At 71.5% G+C, this 17,415-nt stretch carries 11 protein-coding genes; 10 read left to right on the top strand and 1 reads right to left on the bottom strand.

Going from position 1 to position 17,415, the window contains the following annotated elements:
• Positions 1 to 121: 121 nt before the first annotated feature.
• From QSK15_RS20440 to QSK15_RS20395, 10 genes are all read left to right on the top strand, one after another.
• Positions 122 to 1,408 carry an ABC transporter substrate-binding protein gene (locus QSK15_RS20440; protein ID WP_285795756.1) on the top strand — a complete coding sequence of 429 codons (1,287 nt, stop codon included), beginning with the start codon at positions 122 to 124 and terminating at the stop codon, positions 1,406 to 1,408.
• Between the two features lie 75 nt (positions 1,409 to 1,483).
• Positions 1,484 to 2,434 carry a carbohydrate ABC transporter permease gene (locus tag QSK15_RS20435; protein WP_285795755.1) on the top strand — a complete coding sequence of 317 codons (951 nt, stop codon included), beginning with the start codon at positions 1,484 to 1,486 and terminating at the stop codon, positions 2,432 to 2,434.
• On the top strand, positions 2,431 to 3,246 hold the full coding sequence (locus QSK15_RS20430; protein WP_285795754.1) for a carbohydrate ABC transporter permease: 816 nt from the start codon (positions 2,431 to 2,433) through the stop codon (positions 3,244 to 3,246). Before QSK15_RS20435 ends, QSK15_RS20430 begins: the two co-directional genes overlap by 4 nt.
• Before the next feature lie 7 nt (positions 3,247 to 3,253).
• A complete protein-coding gene (gene dgoD, locus QSK15_RS20425; RefSeq protein ID WP_285795753.1) occupies positions 3,254 to 4,402 on the top strand; it encodes a galactonate dehydratase in 1,149 nt (382 codons plus the stop codon).
• A gap of 31 nt (positions 4,403 to 4,433) precedes the next feature.
• Complete coding sequence (manD, locus tag QSK15_RS20420) at positions 4,434 to 5,663, top strand: D-mannonate dehydratase ManD (protein WP_285795752.1); 1,230 nt, start codon at positions 4,434 to 4,436, stop codon at positions 5,661 to 5,663.
• Positions 5,653 to 6,201, top strand: coding sequence for a gluconokinase (locus tag QSK15_RS20415; RefSeq protein WP_285795751.1), 549 nt, complete (start codon positions 5,653 to 5,655; stop codon positions 6,199 to 6,201). Before manD ends, QSK15_RS20415 begins: the two co-directional genes overlap by 11 nt.
• A gap of 97 nt (positions 6,202 to 6,298) precedes the next feature.
• A complete protein-coding gene (locus QSK15_RS20410) occupies positions 6,299 to 8,005 on the top strand; it encodes an ABC transporter transmembrane domain-containing protein (RefSeq protein ID WP_285795750.1) in 1,707 nt (568 codons plus the stop codon).
• Entirely contained in the window at positions 8,002 to 9,828 is a 1,827-nt protein-coding gene (locus QSK15_RS20405; protein WP_285795749.1) for an ABC transporter ATP-binding protein, read from the top strand. The genes QSK15_RS20410 and QSK15_RS20405 overlap by 4 nt, the downstream gene beginning before the upstream one ends.
• A 182-nt stretch (positions 9,829 to 10,010) precedes the next feature.
• On the top strand, positions 10,011 to 10,589 hold the full coding sequence (locus QSK15_RS20400; protein ID WP_285795748.1) for a sigma-70 family RNA polymerase sigma factor: 579 nt from the start codon (positions 10,011 to 10,013) through the stop codon (positions 10,587 to 10,589).
• Between the two features lie 17 nt (positions 10,590 to 10,606).
• A complete protein-coding gene (locus tag QSK15_RS20395) occupies positions 10,607 to 11,665 on the top strand; it encodes a threonine aldolase family protein (RefSeq protein ID WP_285795747.1) in 1,059 nt (352 codons plus the stop codon).
• A gap of 63 nt (positions 11,666 to 11,728) precedes the next feature.
• Here the strand turns inward: QSK15_RS20395 and QSK15_RS20390 are convergent, their stop codons facing one another.
• The gene (locus QSK15_RS20390) at positions 11,729 to 17,191 is read right to left on the bottom strand and encodes an ATP-binding protein (RefSeq protein WP_285795746.1); all 5,463 of its coding nucleotides are present in this window, start codon (positions 17,189 to 17,191) and stop codon (positions 11,729 to 11,731) included.
• Positions 17,192 to 17,415 lie beyond the last annotated feature (224 nt).

The following is a 17,415-nucleotide window of genomic DNA, read 5'->3' as shown; positions in this document are numbered from 1 at the left end:
CATTTGCATCTACCTCTTGAGGTAATCAGCTTTTTCGGCCTAGCATCCCGATGTTAAGCGGATGTAACGCCGAGGTAGCGGCTCTCTCGGGGGCGGCGGCCACGACAGAAAGAGAGACAGCGTGCGACGTCGACTGGTAATCGGCACTTCTCTGGCCGTGGTCGCCTCCATGAGCCTGACCGCCTGCGGTGGCGACGGCGGCGGCGAAGACTCCAAGACCGTTCGCGTGACACTTGTCAATCACGTGTGGACAGAGAACATCAGGAAGGCCCTGCCGGAGTTCGAGAAGCAGTCCGGCCTCACCGTCGACGTCACCCAACTCGGTGAGGACCAGCTCTCCGACCAGTACAACGTCAAGCTGAACGCCGGCTCCGACGACATCGACGTGATGATGTACCGGCCCCTGCAGGAGGGGAAGCTGTTCGCCAAGAACAAGTACCTCGCCGACCTGAGCGAGAGGGTCAAGTCCGACAGCGCCTTCGAGGTCGGCGACTTCCAGGCCGGGCCTATGCAGGCGACGACCTATGAGGACAAGGTGGTCGGGCTGCCGATCATCACCGAGCAGGAGGTCCTCTACTACCGCAAGGACCTGCTCACGAAGTCCGGCTTCACCGCGCCACCCACGACCCTCGACGAGCTCAAGGCGCAGGCCGCGAAGATCGAGGCCGACAACCCGGGCGTCGCCGGCTTCGTCGCGCGTACCGGCAAGGCCGCCGCCGTCACCCAGTTCTCCAGCTTCCTCTTCAGCTTCGGCGGCGACTTCGTGGACTCCAGCGGGAAGGCCACCGTCAACACCGAGCAGGCGAAGCAGGCGTACGCCTACTACGGCGGGTTGCTGCGCGACCACGGCCCGGAGAACATCAGCACCGACATGAGCTGGTCCGAGGCGATGGCGATCTTCACGCAGGGCAAGGCCGCCTTCTACACCGAGGCCAACTCGCTCTACAAGAACGCCACCGACCCGACCAAGTCCAAGGTCGTCGACACGGTCGGCTTCGCGGCCTTCCCGGCCGGCCCGGCCGGCTCGAAGCCGTACAACATCCCGTCCTGGGCGCTCGGGGTGAACGACAGCTCGGAGAACAAGGACAACGCCTGGAAGTTCATCCAGTGGGCAGCCGGCAAGGAGCAGGCGCTGGCACAGCAGACGGCCGGCGTACCCGGTGCCCGCACCTCGGTCTGGGCGAACCCGGCGGGCACCGCCTCCTACCCGAAGGACCTGGCCGAGGCGAACACGGTCAGCACCGCCAACGGTGTCGGCCACGACCGCCCGCTGGTGGTCAAGGTGGCCGAGGCGCGGGAGATCGTCGGCCAGCCGATCGTCGACGCGATCACCGGCAAGGACGCCGCCGCCTCGGCGGAGACGGCCAACGCGGCGTTCCAGAAGTTCCTCGACGACGAGGCGAAGTAACCCGACCGCCGGGCGGCGGAGCCGACGGGCTCCGCCGCCCCACCGGGACCTGACCCCCGAACCCGGAGACCCCTCATGTCAGCCGTCATCACCCCCCGCACCGACACGCCCGAGGCCCCTGCGGCGGTCCAGGAGGACTCCGCCTGGTCACGGTGGACGAACGAACACCGCAAGTGGCTCTTTGCGGCGCCCGCCATGACGTTCGTCGCCGTGCTGATCATCTTCCCGGTGGCGTGGACCGGGTACCTGAGCCTGACCGACGCCGAGGGCTCGGTGCGCGCCGAGTCGGAGTTCATCGGCTTGCAGAACTACCTCGACGTGCTCACCGACACCGATCGGTTCTGGCCGGCGGTCTGGCGTACGGTCCTGTTCACCGGCGTCGTGCTGTTCTTCGAGGTCATCCTCGGCATGGCGATCGCCCTGCTGCTGTGGCGACCCTTCCGCGGTGAGAAGTGGGTCCGCGTCGCGATCCTCCTGCCACTGGTGGCCACCCCGGTGGCGGTCGGCATGATGTGGCGGTTGATCTTCGATCCCAACATCGGGATGGCGAACCAATTACTCGGCTGGATCGGGATCGGCCCGCAGCCCTGGCTGGCCGGGCAGCACTCGGCCCTGCCGACCACGATGTTCATCGACATCTGGCAGTGGACCCCGATGGTCGTACTGATCCTGCTCGCCGGGCTCACCTCGCTCTCCGACGAGCCCCAGGAAGCGGCCCGGATCGACGGCGCCAGCAGTTGGCAGCGGTTCCGGCACGTCACCCTCCCGCTGCTGATGCCGACGGTGATCGTGGCCATCCTGCTGCGCGGCATCGACGCGCTGAAGACCTTCGACATCCTCTACGCCACCAAGGGTCGCGGCGGCGGATCCTTCCACGAGGTCGAGACCCTCAACGTGTACGCGTACGGCCTCAGCTTCGACTACAACGACTACGGCGTCTCGTCGACAGTCCTCATCATCTTCTTCCTGATCATCATCGGGGTGATGTGGGCCCTCACCTATCGCAAGAAGGGGCTGGACCGATGAAGCCGAGCAAGCCGTACCGGGTGTTCCGTACCTCGGCGCTGGTGGTCGTGGTGTTCGCGCTGATGGCGCCGCTGCTCTGGATGATCGCCGCGTCGTTCAAGACCAACGTGGACATCTACGACACCGCCAAGGCGTTCGTCTTCTCGCCCAGCCTGAAGAACTACGAGACCGTTCTCCAGCAGGCCAACTATCTCCAGTTCATCGGCAACAGCCTCTGGGTGGCGTTCGCGGCCACCGCGCTCTCGCTCCTGCTCGGCGTGCCCGCCGCGTACTCGATGAGCCGGTTCGGCATGAAGAAGTCCGCGCTCGTCGTGCTCATGGCCCGGGTGATCCCCGGCGTCTCGCTGCTGGTGCCCTGGTACTACGTCTTCTCGAACCTGAAGATGGTCGGCGGGTTCAGCGTGCTGATCCTGAGCCACATGTTCGTGTCGCTGCCGCTGATCGTCTACATCATGATGGGCTACTTCGACGGGCTGCCGGCCGAGTTGGAAGAGGCCGCTCTGGTCGACGGGCTGACCCACATCGGCGCGTTCCGGCGGATCACCCTCCCGCTGTCGGTGCCCGGCGTCGCGACCGCCGGCATCCTCTCCTTCATCTTCTCCTGGAACAACTTCATGTTCGCCCTGGTGCTCTCCGGCTCCGACACGAAGACGCTCCCCGTCGCGATCTTCGACTTCGTCGGCTACGCCAGCATCGACTGGGGCGGCCTGATGGCCGCCGCGACAGTGGTCACCCTGCCGATCATGCTGATCGCCCTGTTCGTGCAGAAGTACGTCGTCTCCGGCCTGACCGCCGGTGCCACGAAGGGCTGACCGGGTCATGACGAGGATCGCGAAGGTGGAGACCTTCCTGGTCGCGCCGCGCTGGCTGTTCGTCCGGATCGAGACGGAGTCCGGCATCGTCGGCTGGGGTGAGGCGACCTGCGAGGGCCGGTCCGAGACCGTCCGCACGGCCGTCGACCAGCTCAGCGAACTGCTGGTGGGGCGGGACGCGCTGCGCATCGAGGACCACTGGCAGGTGCTGACCAAGGGGTCCTTCTACCGGGGCGGCCCGATCCTGGCCAGCGCGGTGTCCGGTCTGGACCAGGCGCTCTGGGACATCGCCGGCAAGCACTACGGCGCCCCCGTGCACCAGCTGCTCGGCGGGCCGGTCCGGGACCGGATCCGGGTCTACGGCTGGATCGGCGGCGACGAGCCCGCCGAGATCCGGGACCAGATCAGCGCCCGGGTCGAGGCGGGTCTGACCGCGGTGAAGATGAACGCGTCCGGGCCGATGGGCGCGGTCGCCTCGGTCGCCGACCTCGACGCGGTGGTGCGGCGGGTGGCCGTCGCCCGTGAGGTTCTCGGTGACGACCGCGACGTCGCCGTCGACTTCCACGGCCGGTTCACCCTCGCCAACGTCCGGCGGGTGGCCCCGCTGCTGGAGCCGTACCGGCCGTTCTTCCTGGAAGAGCCGGTGGTGCCGGAGAACTCGCACCTGATCGGTGAGGTCGTCCGCTGCACCACCACACCCATTTCGACGGGGGAGCGGCTCTACAGCCGGCAGGAGTTCCTGCCCGTGTTGCAGGCCGGCATCGCCGTGGCCCAGCCGGACCTCGCGCACGCCGGCGGCATCACCGAGGTTCGCAAGATCGCCACGTTGGCCGAGGTGTACGACGTGCAGCTCGCCCCGCACTGCCCGCTCGGGCCGATCGCCCTGGCCGCCTGCCTGCAGGTTGGGTTCGCCACCCCCAACTTCCTCATCCAGGAACAGAGCATCGGCATCCACTACAACCAGGGCGCCGAGGTGCTCGACTACTGCCTCGACCAGACTCCGCTGACCTTCGTCGACGGGTACGTGTCCCGGCTGACGGCACCCGGCCTCGGCATCGAGATCGACGAACACGCGGTGCGGACCGCGGACAAGCGCGGGCACGCCTGGCGCAGCCCGACCTGGCGGCACCCCGACGGCTCCTACGCGGAGTGGTGAGACCCCGACCGGCAAGAACGAAAGGCACCCCGTGAAGATCGTCGCAGCAGACGTCATCGTGTCCAGCCCCGACCGGAACTTCGTCACCCTGAAGATCACCACCGACGACGGGATCACCGGTCTGGGCGACGCCACGCTCAACGGCCGTGAACTCTCCGTCGCCTCGTACCTGCGCGACCACGTCGCCCCGCTGCTGATGGGGCGCGACGCGCACCGGATCGAGGACACCTGGCAGTTCCTGTACCGGTCGGCGTACTGGCGGCGGGGCCCGGTCACCATGGCGGCCATCGCCGCGGTGGACGTCGCGCTCTGGGACATCAAGGCCAAGGCCGCCGGCATGCCGCTGTACCAACTGCTGGGCGGCGCGTCCCGCACCGGCATCATGGCGTACGGGCACGCCTCGGGTCGGGACCTTCCCGAGCTGTTCGACTCGATCCGCCGCCACCTCGACGAGGGCTTCCGGTCGATCCGGGTGCAGACCTCGGTGCCGGGCATCAACGCGGTCTACGGCGTGGCCGCGCAGCCCAGCGCCACCGGGCAGCGCTACGACTACGAACCCGCCCAGCGCACCCCGCTGCCCGCCGAGGAGGACTGGGACACCCGCGCGTACCTGCGCCACCTGCCGTCGGTCTTCGAGGCGGTCCGCAACGAGTTCGGCCCGGAGTTGCCGCTGCTGCACGACGGGCACCACCGGATGACGCCGATCCAGGCCGCCAAGCTCGGCAAGGCCCTCGAACCGTACGACCTGTTCTGGTTGGAGGACTGCACCCCGGCCGAGAACCAGGAGGCGCTGCGGTTGGTCCGCCAGCACACCACCACCCCGCTGGCCATCGGCGAGGTCTTCAACACGGTGTGGGACTACCAGACCCTGATCCGCGAGCAGTTGATCGATTACGTCCGGTCCGCCGTCACCCACACCGGTGGTATCACCGCCATGCGCAAGCTGCTCGACTTCGCCGCCCAGTACCAGATCAAGTCCGGCATCCACGGCCCCACCGACATCTCCCCGGTGGGTATGGCCGCGGCGCTGCATCTGGACCTGGCCATCCACAACTTCGGGATCCAGGAGTACATGAAGCACACCCCGCTGGCCAACGAGGTGTTCCGGCAGTCGTTCACCTTCACCGACGGTTACCTGCACCCGGGCGACCAACCGGGGCTCGGGGTGGAGCTCGACGAGGAGGCGGCGGCCCGGTTCCCGTACGAGCCGGCGTACCTGCCGTTCAACCGGCTCAAGGACGGCACGGTCCATGACTGGTGAGCGACGCGGTGCCCGGACCACCCGGCACGTCGTGGTGATGGGCGTCTCGGGGGCCGGCAAGACCACTGTGGCACGCGGGATCAGCGCGGCGACCGGGCTGACGTTCGCCGAGGCGGACGAGTTCCACTCCCCGGAGAACGTGGCGCGGATGCGGTCCGGCGTGCCGCTGGACGACGCCGCCCGGGCGCCCTGGCTGCGGGACATCACCGCGTGGATCGCCGATCGTGGCGCGGAGGGCCGTTCGACCGTACTCGCCTGCTCGGCGTTGAAGCGGTCGTACCGCGACGTGCTCCGCGAGGGCCCGCTCCCTGTGGACTTCGTTCACCTGGACGGGCCGGCGGAGGTCATCCGGGCGCGACTGGCCCAGCGCGAGGGGCACTACATGCCGGCCAGTCTGCTGGAGTCGCAGCTGGCCACGTTGGAACCGGCTGGGCCGGACGAGTCGGTACTCGTCCTCGATCTCTCGTCGGCCCCGGAGGTCCTGGTCGCGGCGGCTGTCAGGGGTCTCGGCCTGCCCGGTTCGGTGTCGGGTGGATGAGCACCGGGCCCGCGCCTCCGACCCCACGACTGAGGTGTTAGGTTAGCCTGCCCTAATCAGTAGTGGAGTCTGCCGCCGTGCCCTCATCGATTCGCGCATGACAGTCGCCGAGACCACCGGTGGTGCGGTGCTGCGACGCGCGCTGCGTCGACAGCGCGCCCGGGTGGCAGCGGGCATCGCGCTGCTCTGCACCCACCAGGCCACCGAAGCCCTCGTCCCGGTGGCCATCGGCGTGGTCATCGACCGCGCGGTGGCCACCGGGGACGTCCGCGCCCTGCTGCTCTCGCTGGCCGGGCTGGCCGCCCTGTTCACGGTGCTCGCCTTCGCCTACCGGGCCGGCGCGCGACTGGCGTTCGCCGCCGTCGAACACGAGGCGCACACCACCCGGGTCGAGATCGTCCGCAGCGCCCTCGACCCGCGGGGACGCCGCTCCGGCCTGCGCGACGGCGAGCTGCTGTCCGTGACGGCCTCCGACGCCGAGCTCTCCGCGCTCGTCGTGCGCGTCGCCGGACTCACCGCCGCCGCGCTCACCGCCATCGTGGTCGCCGCCGTCGCCCTGCTCGTCGTCGACATCCCCCTCGGGCTCGGGGTGCTCATCGGGGTACCCCTGCTTGTCGTCGCCCTTCAGCGGATGGCGCCGCTGCTCACCCGGCGCAGCACGTCGCAGCAGGAGGCGCTCGCCGCCACCACCGCCCTCGCCGTCGACCTCGTCACCGGCCTGCGCGTGCTGCGCGGCATCGGCGCACAGCACCACGCCGCCCGCAGGTACGCGGCGGCCAGCCGCCACGCGCTCGACGTCACCCTGCGCGCCGCCACCACCAAGGGCCTGCACCTCGGGCTCACCACCACCGTCAACGGCCTCTTCCTCGCGACGGTCGCCGCCGTCGCGGGCTGGCTCGCGTTGCAGGGCCGGCTCACCATCGGCGAGCTGGTGGCGGTGGTCGGGCTGGCCCAGTTCATCGCCGAGCCGGTGCAGACGCTCGGGTACTGCGTCCAGCTGTTCGCCATGGCCCGGGCCTCCGCGGGGCGGGTCGCCCGGGTCCTCGGTGCCGCGCCGGTCGTCCAGCCGGGTGACGCCGGTCCGCCCGCCCCGGGCCCGTCGCGGCTCGCCCTCGACGGGGTCAGCTACGCGGGCCTCGACGACGTCGACCTGCGCGTCCGGGCCGGTGAGATCCTGGGCGTGCTCGCCTACGATCCGAGCGACGCCGAGGCGCTGGTCGCGTTGCTGGCCGGCCGGGTGCCCCGCGCGGAGCATCGGGGAACGCTCCGCGTCGACGGCGTGCCCGCCGACGAGCTGCACATCGACGCCGCGCGCGCCACGGTCCTCGTCGAGCAGCACGACGTGGCGCTGTTCGAGGGGACGCTGCGCGCCAACCTGTGCGCCGGTGCCCGCGTCGACGACGAGGTAGTGCGTGCCGCCGTACGCGCCGCCGCCGCCGAGGACGTGCTCGCCGCGCACCCGCACGGACTGGACCGCCTGCTCACCGAACGCGGAGCGAACCTTTCCGGCGGGCAGCGGCAGCGGATCGGGCTGGCCAGGGCGCTCGTCGCCGACCCGCCGGTGCTGGTGCTGCACAACCCCACCACGGCTGTCGACGCGGTGACCGAAGGGCTGCTCGCCGGGCGACTGGCCACGGCTCGGGGGACGGGAACCCGGGGCACGGTGCTGATCACCACCAGTCCGGCGCTGCTGCGGATCACCGACCGGGTCGCGGTGATCGACCGGGGACGGGTCGTCGCCGAGGGCCCGCACGAGCGGTTGCTCGCCAGCCACGCCCGCTACCGCGAGGAGACCCTGCGATGACGGCCGAGCCGATCAGCCGGCACCTGCTGCCGACGGCCACCGGCCGGCAGACCTGGGCCGCCCTGCGCATCGAGCTGGCCCTCCTGCCGGGCCTCAGCGCCGTCGCCGGCACGTTGCTGGTCGCCGCAGCCGCGACCGGGCTTGTCGCCCCCTGGGTGCTCGGCCGCCTCGTCGACGACGTCATCGCCGGCACCGACACGCCGACGGTGCTGGCCTGGGCCGGTGTGATCGCGGGCGCCGCCGTGCTCGCGGGGATCCTCACCGCGGCCGGAGCCGCGGTCGCCGCACGCCTCGGCGAGACCGTGCTGGCCCGCCTTCGGGAACGGGTCCTCGACCGCGCCCTGCACCTGCCGTCGGCCACCCTGGAGCGGGCCGGCACCGGGGACCTGGTGGCCCGTGCCGGCGACGACGTGGCAGTGGTGACGAACGTGATCGCCACCAGCGGACCTGCCTTCCTCGGCGCGCTGCTGTCCGTGGTGCTGACCGCGGCCGGGCTCTTCGCCCTCGACTGGCGGCTCGGCATCGCCGGGTTGGTCGCGGCCCCGGCGTACGCGCTGGCGCTGCGCTGGTACCTCAGGCGTTCCGTGCCGTACTACGCCCGGGAGCGGGTGGCGACGGGCGAGCGTGCGCAGGCGACCGCCGAGGCGCTGCGGGGCGCGGCGACAGTGCGCGCCTACCGGATGGAGGACGCCCACGTCGCCCGGATCGCGGATCGCTCCGGCGTCGCCCGCGACCTGTCCCTGGAGATCTTCGGCCTCTACACCCGCTTCGGGCTGCGCATCAACCGCTCGGAGTTCGTGGGGCTCGCCGCCGTGCTGCTCGCCGGCTTCCTGCTGGTCCGCGGCGACCTCGCCACCGTCGGTGCCGCCACCACCGCCGCGCTCTACTTCCACCGCCTCTTCAACCCCATCGGCCTGCTGCTGTTCGAGTCGGACTCGGTGTTGCAGGCCGGGGCCAGCCTGGCCCGACTCGTCGGGGTCACCACCCTGCCGGACACCGGGGCCCCCAGCGACGCCGAGCCCACCCGCCGCGATCGGGCCGAACCGGCGGCACTGGAGGTGACCGTCGCGGAGCACCGCTACGACGACGGGCCGGTCGTGCTGCGCGACATCGTCCTGCGGCTCAACCCCGGGGAGCGCGTCGCTCTCGTCGGCGCGAGCGGCGCGGGCAAGAGCACCCTGGCCGGCATCATCGCCGGCATCATCGCGCCCACCCACGGTGCGGTCACCCTGCGCGGCGTGCCGCTGGCCCAGCTCGACGAGCACCGCCTCCGCCGCGAGATCGCCCTGATCAGCCAGGAGGTGCACGTCTTCGCCGGGCCCCTCGCCGACGACCTGCGCCTGGCCGCCCCGGACGCCACCGACGCCGAGATCGCCACCGCCCTCGACCGCGTCGGCGCCAGCGAGTGGGTGCGGAGCCTGCCGGACGGCCTCGACACCCCGGTGGGGGAGGGCGGTCGGCAGCTCACCTCGGCCCAGGCCCAGCAGCTCGCGCTGGCCCGCCTCGTCCTCGCCGATCCGGCGGTGGCGGTTCTCGACGAGGCCACCGCCGAGGCGGGCAGCGCGGGCGCCCGCGACCTCGACCGCGCCGCCGTTGCCGCCACCGAGGGTCGTACCACGTTGGTCGTCGCCCACCGTCTCAGCCAGGCGGCCACCGCGGACCGCATCGTCGTCCTGGACCACGGGCGCGTCGCCGAGCACGGGACGCACGCCGAGCTGCTCAGCGCCGGGGGCGGATACAGCCAGCTGTGGCGGTCGTGGCGTATGCCCGACCTCGCGGTGCCGCGAGAACGCGAGAGCGCGGACCAGCCCGTCCCGCGTTGAGCGGCCCCGCCGGTGTTCGTCGGTCGCGTCGCGTCGGACATCCGCCAGATCAGTCGAAGGTGGGACGCCCGGGAACTTTTCCGGCCCCGGCGGCGACCACCAGAGTGCGCGGCCGACCGGCGGCGTTCCGACGACGGCATCTCGGCATGAAGGAGCGCCCGTGGCACACAGGACGGTGGTCGGTGCGCAACGGTGTCGTTGACGACGACCAGGTGACCCGATGGGCGCGGCAGGCGGGCCAGGGTGACGGGCAGGCCGCCACGGCGTTCATCCGGGCACTACAGGACCAGGTCTGGCGGTTCCTGTCGCACCTGGCCGGGCCGGGGGAGGCCGACGATCTGACCCAGGAGACCTTCCTGCGGGCATTTCGCAACCTGCCCGGCTTCGCCGGCCGCTCGTCGGCCCGTACCTGGGTGTTCACCATCGCCCGGCGCGTCGCCGTGGATCACGTCCGGGCGGCGGTGGCGCGACCGAGGACGGCGTCGGTGCCGGACTGGCAGGCGGCGGCCGAGGCCGCCGGTGCCATCACTACCGACGCCGACGAGGAAGTGACGCTGCACCAGCTGATCGCCGGCCTGACCCGGGAGCGCCGTGAGGCGTTCGTCGCCACCCAGGTGCTCGGCCTGTCCTACGCCGAGGCGGCAGACGTCTGCCAGTGCCCGGTCGGCACGATCCGTTCCCGGGTCGCCCGCGCCCGCGAGGACCTCGTCGCGGCCTGGCAGACCGACACCGACCCGGGCCAGGAGCGACGAACCGGCTGAGGGTGGATACTGCCGCGATGACTGTTCGGCGTTCCCTGTTTCTGCACTCGGAGCTGCGCCGTCGGCCGCATGACGTCCTGCGGTCGATGCTGGCCCAGGTCGATCCGGCCACGCCGCCGCACGGACCGGACGGGCCGGTGGTCGCCCTCGAACGGCGGGTGGCCTCCCTGCTCGGCACGGACGACGCCCTGTTCTTCCCCACCGGGACGATGGCCCAGCAGGTGGCCCTGCGCATCCACGCCGACCGGCGCGGCAGGCGGGCCTTCGCCGCCCACCCGCAGTGTCACCTGGAGGTCTGGGAACAGCAGGGGTACGCCGTCGTGCACGGGCTGCGCTTCCAGCCTGTCGGCGACCGCAACAGGCTGATGACCCTGGCCGATCTCACCGCCGTCGCCGAACCAGTCGCGGCGGTGCTCTGGGAGCTGCCGCAACGCGACATCGGCGGCCTGCTGCCGCAGTGGGACGACCTGGTCGCGCAGACCGAGGCGATGCGTGAGCGCGGTACCGCCATCCACCTCGACGGCGCACGCCTGTGGGAGGCGCAGACGTACTACCAGCGGCCGTTCGCCGAGATCGCGGCGCTGTTCGACACCGCGTACGTCTCGTTCTACAAGGGACTCCAGGGCGTCGGCGGTGCCGCGCTCGCCGGGGACACCGCACTGGTGGCCGAGGCCCGGGTGTGGCGTCGCCGGCTCGGCGGCGACGTCTACGACGCGTGGCCGTTGGCCCTCACCGCTCTGCACGGCCTGGACACCCTGCTGCCCCGGCTGCCGGCGCACCGGGAGCACGCGGTGGCGATCGCGGCGGCCATCAACGCCGACGGGGTGGCCCGCGCATTTCCGGACCCACCGCAGACGCCCCTGTTCCACGTCCACCTCCCGGTCGGCCCGGACGCCGCGATGCGAGCCGCCGACGCGCTGCTCGCCGCCGACGGGGTGGAGTTGTTCGGCCGGGTAAGGTCCGCGCCAGATCCGGACCGATGCTCGTTCGAGGTCAGCGTCGGCGAGAACGCCATGGACCTCACCCCCGACGAGGTCGTCACGTTCCTCCACGAACTGCTGCGCCACGCCACCTGAAACGGGGCGGGTCCGGTTCCTGGTCGACCAGGAACCGGACCCGCCCCGCCCGGTCTCGGTGGGTCACCCCAGGCGGGCCTCGATGGCCTCGATGATGCGTGGACGCAGCTCGGCGGCGCGGATGACGGCGTCCACCGAGCCGACCTCGACGGCGCGGTGGATGTTGTGCACCCGATCGAACTCGGCGGCCACCTCGCTGAGCTTCTCCGCGCGCACCGACGAACGCAGCTCGTCGAGCTCCGCGGTCAGCGCGGCGCGTTCGGTGCCGGCCGCGGCGGCGACGCGCGCTTCCAGGTCCCGCACCCGCGGGTCGGCCGCCGTGCGGGCGTTGACGTCGGCGGAGAACACCACCGCGGCGGCAGGTGCGCCACCGAGCACCGAGGCGAACGAGCCCTCCAGCGCCAGCACCGTCATGTTCGGGTTCAACGCCTTCGAGAACACCACGAACGCACCGCCGTGGTAGCGCGAGATCACGCAGAAGACGATGGGACCGCGGAAGTTCACGATCGCGCGGCCGATCTCGGCGCCATACTCCAGTTGCAGCTTGCGCATCGACTCCGGTGAGCCGTCGAAGCCGGACAGGTTCGCCAGCACGACGAGCGGCCGGTTGCCGCTGGCCGCGTTGATCGCCCGCGCGGCCTTCTTCGACGAGCGCGGGAACAGCGTGCCGGCCGTGTAGGTGTCCGGACCGTCGGTGGGCGGGAAGCCGTGCCGCGGCACCGACCGGGACTCGATGCCGAGCAGGCAGACCGGGATACCACCGAGGTGGACGTCCTGCACGACGGCGGTGTCCGCGTCCGCCATGCCGGCCCAGCGCTCCAGCACCGGGTGGTCCTGGTCGGCGAGGGCCCGCATCACCGTCCGGATGTCGAACGGCTTCTTGCGGTCCGGGTTGGCCTCGGCGGAGAAGATCTCCCCTACGGTGGCGAAGGCGCTGCCGGGCACGTCGTGCGGGAAGTCGGAGATGTCCCGGTCGGCCGGGTCGGCGGTGATCGCCCGTCGGGGCGCGTCCTCGCCGGGCGCGACGTACGTGTGGTCGTAGTGGGCCATCACCACGTCCCGTGCGGCAGTCAGGTTCGGCGCCCAGTACTGCGCCTGCCCGTTCGGCCCCATCACCCGGTCGTAGCCGCCGATGCCGAAGTTGTCCTCGGCCGACACCCCACCGGAGAAGTCGAGCGACTGCTTGCCGGTGAGCACCATCGCCGAGTCGGGCGTCATCACCAGGATGCCCTTGGTGTGCATGAGCATCGTCGCCTCGGCGTTCCAGTACGGCTGTGCGCCGACGTTGATGCCCGCGACCACGATGTTGATCTCACCGCCGGCCTGGGTGAACTCGACGATTCGCTTGAGCGCGGCGGCCACCCAGTCCATGTTCTCCGTGCCGGAGGTCATCGAGATCCGCGCACCGGCGGACAGCGCCCACCACTCCAGCGGCACCCGCATCCGCTCGGCCAGGTCGAGTGCGGCGATTACGCGCCGGCACTCCGGCTCCGACAGGGCGCCCAGCGACTTCGTCGGGTCGCCGAGCAGCACCACGCGGGTGACACCCTGCGGGTAGCGCTCGGTTGGGGTGGTGACCACCCCGGCGACGATGGCCGCGCTGTTGCGCCCCTTCGGCCGGCCCACCGGCGTCAGCACGTGGTCGTCGTCGAGGTCGTACTCGACGAAGTCACCGAGCCGGCCGGTCAGCTCGTACGGGTACACGGTGTTGCGGCTGCTGGCCCGCAGCACCTTGAGCCGGTACTCGTCGAGCGGCTCGATCGGCTCGACCGGCGGCTCCCCGACGGCCAGTTCGGCCCCGCCCGCGGCGTCGAACGAGATCCGTACCGCGATCCTGGTCAGCTCGCCGGTGCGGCGGTCGCGCTGCCGCGCGATGAACAGGATCTCCTCCAGGCCGGCGCCCGCTGTCGTCGGGCGGACCCGCCCGGCGATCATCTCCATCTCCTCGCGGGTCAGCTCGCTCGGCGGCCACACGTAGACCACGATGCGGTTGGTGTTGAAGCGCGTCTTCGACGGCCGACGCGACTGGGCGCGGCGGATCGAGTCGAGGCAGGCGGCGATGGCGTCCTCGGTGGTCGGCAGCGCGACCAGCCGGCCGTCCTGCTCCCGCAGCTCGGTGAGGTCGCGCACCTGCGCGAACGCGACGAGGCGCTCGTCGGCCCGGTTCTCCCGGGCGACGCACTGGAAGAGGTAGACCTCCTCGTCCGACGACGGGAGCCGGGTCAGGTCGAACTTGTGCAGCCGTTCCAACTGCATCCGCTGCGCGATGTACGGGTGCAGCCCCCGGATCAGCCGGTCCTCGGTCAACTGGTCACCCGACGGACGGAAGGTGAAGTGGTGGTGCATCACCGCGCCGCCGCGACCCGCGACGGTGGTGGTCACCCGCCGGACCTGGGGCGGCAGCGGGTGCGCGGCGATGACCCCGGCCAGCGCCGCCGCCATCGCGTCGAAGTCCTCCGGCTGGTTCTCCCAGCCGAGGTAGATGTCGGCGTCCACGGCGTCCTCGCCGGCGGCCAGCTCGGCCAGCCCGCGCAGGGCGCTGCCCAGCGCGTCGAAACGCACCGCGGCGGAGACCACGCTCGACTCGGCGCGTTCGGCGACCACGAACGTGCAGTCCGCGACCGCGCGGGTACGCACGCTGGTGAGCGACCGGTTGCCGTAGTACCGCCGGGTCAGCACCTCCAACATGACCGCGTTGTCGAGGTGGTCCCGAACGAGCCGCTGGCCGAGCAGCCGGACCAGCGGCTCGGTGCTGCGCACCATCTCGGCGATGCGCTCGGCGCGGTCCGGCGCGTCCGGGTGCGCGTCCAGGTGCCGCAGGTGGCCGCGGACCTCGGCGTAGACGCGGGCGCGGTTGCGGCGCAGCAGCGGCTGGGCGAACCAGGCGAACACCACGCCACGGGCGAGGTCCGCGACCACCGGGAAGCGGACCTGCGTCGCGGCGATCAGCCGCTCCAGGGCGAGGCCGGCCGGCTCGCGCAGCGTCTCGTCCGGCGGGGTCTCCCGCAGCCAGGCGCGCAGCAGCGCCGCGATGACCTGCGCGTCCGCGGACGCGCGTTGCTGGGCGAGGAAGATCCGGAAGACGGCGGCCTCAAGGGCGGGGGTGCGGTCCAGGTCGGTGACGCCGTAGCGGCTGAGCGCCTTGCCGAGCCTGGTCTGGAAGGCGTCCGGCAGCCCGGCCCGCTCGACGTCGAGGCTCTGCAGGTAGGTGTGGAAGTACTCCCGGGCGGAGTGGACGTGCGCGGCGCCGCCGTCCTCGCCCGTCGGCCGGTTGCGGCTCAGCTCGGCGAGATCGGCGAACACCTCGATGAGGTCGAGTTCGGCGGCCAACGTGGACTGGCCGGCCTCGATGGCTGCCCGCCGCGCGGTGAGGTAGCCGTCGAGCACCCGGCTGTCGTCGTGCGGGTCGACGTCGAAGCCGAGCAGCAGACCACGCAGGTCCTCCTGACCGCGCCTGCTGCGCTCGGACGCCGGAATGTCCGTGGCGGCGCTGGGCAGGTCCAGTTCGACGGTGTCGGCGGTCGGGTCGCCCGCGGTCTCCTCGGCGTCGTCCGCGAGCGGCTCCAGGCGCAGCAGCGGCGCACCCGCCTCCACCTGGCTGCCCACCGAGACGGCGCACTCCTTCAGCCGCGCCTTGAACGGCGCCCGCAGCACCGTCTCCATCTTCATCGCTTCCAGCACCAGCACCGGCGCGCCCGCCTCGACCTCGGCGCCGATCTCCAGTGGCGTGGCGACGACCAGCGCGGGCATCGGGGAGCGCAGGACACCGCCCTCGTCCCGGCTGACCCGGTGCGTCACACCGTCCACCTCGACCAGGTGGATCGGCCCGTACGTGCCGGTGAGCAGCCGGTAGCGGACGCCGTTGACGACGATCTGACCGGTGTGCCGGTCGAAGCGGTCGAGTTCGACGTCGGCGGTGCGCACGACCGGACCGGCCTCGATGCCGACCCGGAAGCGGTGCGCGCCCACGCGGGCCACCCGGGTGCGGTACCCGACGCCGCGCAGCTTGAGGTCCAACGGCCGGCCGCTGGCGTGCTGCACCTGCGGACGTCCGCCGGCCGCCGTCGACAGCAGCCGCTGCCGCTCGACGCGCTCCTCCTCCTCGTACGCCTCGATGGCGGCGGCCGCCAGGGCGACAGCGGAGTGGCGGTGCGTGACGAGCCGGCCCTCGCCGCGGACGCGGTCGATCCAGCCGGTGTCCGCGCTGGCGTCGATCACCTCGGGCTGGTCGAGCAGGTCGAGCACGAAGCTCTTGTTCGTCGCCCCACCCTCGATGATCACTGTGGTGTTCGCCATGGCCCGGCGCAGCCTGCCGAGCGCCTCGTCACGGTCGCGGCCGTACGCGATGATCTTCGCGATCATCGAGTCGAAGTCGGCCGGGATGGTGTCGCCCTCGCTGACGCCGGTGTCCACCCGGATGCCGGGGCCGCTGGGCAGGTCCAGCCGGGCGATGCGGCCGGGCGACGGTGCGAAATCGCGGTCGGGGTCCTCCGCGTTGAGCCGCGCCTCGATGGCATGCCCGCGCTCGGCCGGCGGCGCACCGACGAGGCGTCCACCGGAGGCGACGTGCAGCTGTGCCTTGACCAGGTCGAATCCGGTGGTCAGCTCGGTGATCGGGTGTTCGACCTGCAGGCGGGTGTTCACCTCGAGGAACGCGAACAACCGGTCACCGGGGTGGTAGAGGAACTCCACGGTCGCCGCGCCGCGGTAACCGACCGCCACGGCCAGCCGTTCGGCCGACGTCTTCAGCTCGGCGGCCTGCGCCGGGTCGAGCACCGGCGACGCCGACTCCTCGATGACCTTCTGGTTGCGTCGCTGCACCGAGCAGTCGCGGACACCGAGCGCCCACGCGGTGCCCTGCCCGTCGGCGATCACCTGGACCTCGACGTGCCGGGCCCCGGTGACCAGGCGCTCCAGGAAGACGATGCCGCTGCCGAAGGCCCGTGCCGCCTCCTGGCTGGTGCGCTCATAGGCGTCGACCAGTTCGGCCTCGTTCCTGATCACGCGGATGCCGCGCCCGCCACCCCCGGCGGTCGCCTTCAGCATCAGCGGGTAGCCGATCTCGGCTGCTGCGGACCGGGCGGCGGCGAGGGTTTCGACAGCGCCGCGGCTCCAGGGCGCGACCGGCACGCCGACCTTCTCGGCGATCAGCTTCGAGCCGATCTTGTCGCCGAGCTGGCGCATGGCGTCCGCGCTCGGCCCGACGAAGGTGACGCCGATCTTCTCGCACAGCTCGGCGAACGCCGGGTCCTCGGCGACGAAGCCCCACCCGACCCAGGCGGCGTCGGCCCCGGTCTCGGTCAGGGCGCGTTCCAGCACCGCCAGGTTGAGGTACGGGCGCGCGGACGCCGGGCCGAGATCGTAGGCGATGTCCGCTTCGCGGACGAATGTGGCGTTGCGGTCGACGTCGGTGTAGAGAGCCACCGTTTCGAGCTGGATGCCGGTCTCCGCGGCCAACTCGCGGACCGCGTGGATGAGCCGCATGGCGGCTTCACCACGGTTGACGATGGCGACACGGTTGAACACCCGAAGAACCCCTTAGCTAGACCTCGACCTGCGTGCCAGGAGACGACGGCTCCCCGCAGTGATCACCCTTCCGCGTGGCGGCGGCCAGCGCTATGGCGCAACCACCGAACCAACAGTCGCTCAGTTGTAGGAAGTGCACAAAACTTTTTGGCGTCCCCGGGGAGGATGTCGACCTCCACCGACCCGCCCCGGCCGGGATCGCCACGGTACCCGCCACGGGCGCA

The sequence above is a fragment of the Micromonospora sp. NBRC 107095 genome (assembly GCF_030269705.1).
Taxonomy (GTDB): Bacteria; Actinomycetota; Actinomycetes; order Mycobacteriales; family Micromonosporaceae; genus Micromonospora; species Micromonospora parva.
The sequence above is the reverse complement of the archived record's forward strand: the minus strand, read 5'-3'. Positions and strand labels throughout refer to the sequence as shown.

Excerpts from the sequence above, each read along its gene's own strand:
- QSK15_RS20435 (WP_285795755.1), top strand. The coding sequence starts at position 1,484 with ATGTCAGCCGTCATCACCCCCCGCACCGACACGCCCGAGGCCCCTGCG.
- QSK15_RS20430 (WP_285795754.1), top strand. The coding sequence starts at position 2,431 with ATGAAGCCGAGCAAGCCGTACCGGGTGTTCCGTACCTCGGCGCTGGTG.
- dgoD (WP_285795753.1), top strand. The coding sequence starts at position 3,254 with ATGACGAGGATCGCGAAGGTGGAGACCTTCCTGGTCGCGCCGCGCTGG.
- QSK15_RS20415 (WP_285795751.1), top strand. The coding sequence starts at position 5,653 with ATGACTGGTGAGCGACGCGGTGCCCGGACCACCCGGCACGTCGTGGTG.
- QSK15_RS20410 (WP_285795750.1), top strand. The coding sequence starts at position 6,299 with ATGACAGTCGCCGAGACCACCGGTGGTGCGGTGCTGCGACGCGCGCTG.
- QSK15_RS20405 (WP_285795749.1), top strand. The coding sequence starts at position 8,002 with ATGACGGCCGAGCCGATCAGCCGGCACCTGCTGCCGACGGCCACCGGC.
- QSK15_RS20395 (WP_285795747.1), top strand. The coding sequence starts at position 10,607 with ATGACTGTTCGGCGTTCCCTGTTTCTGCACTCGGAGCTGCGCCGTCGG.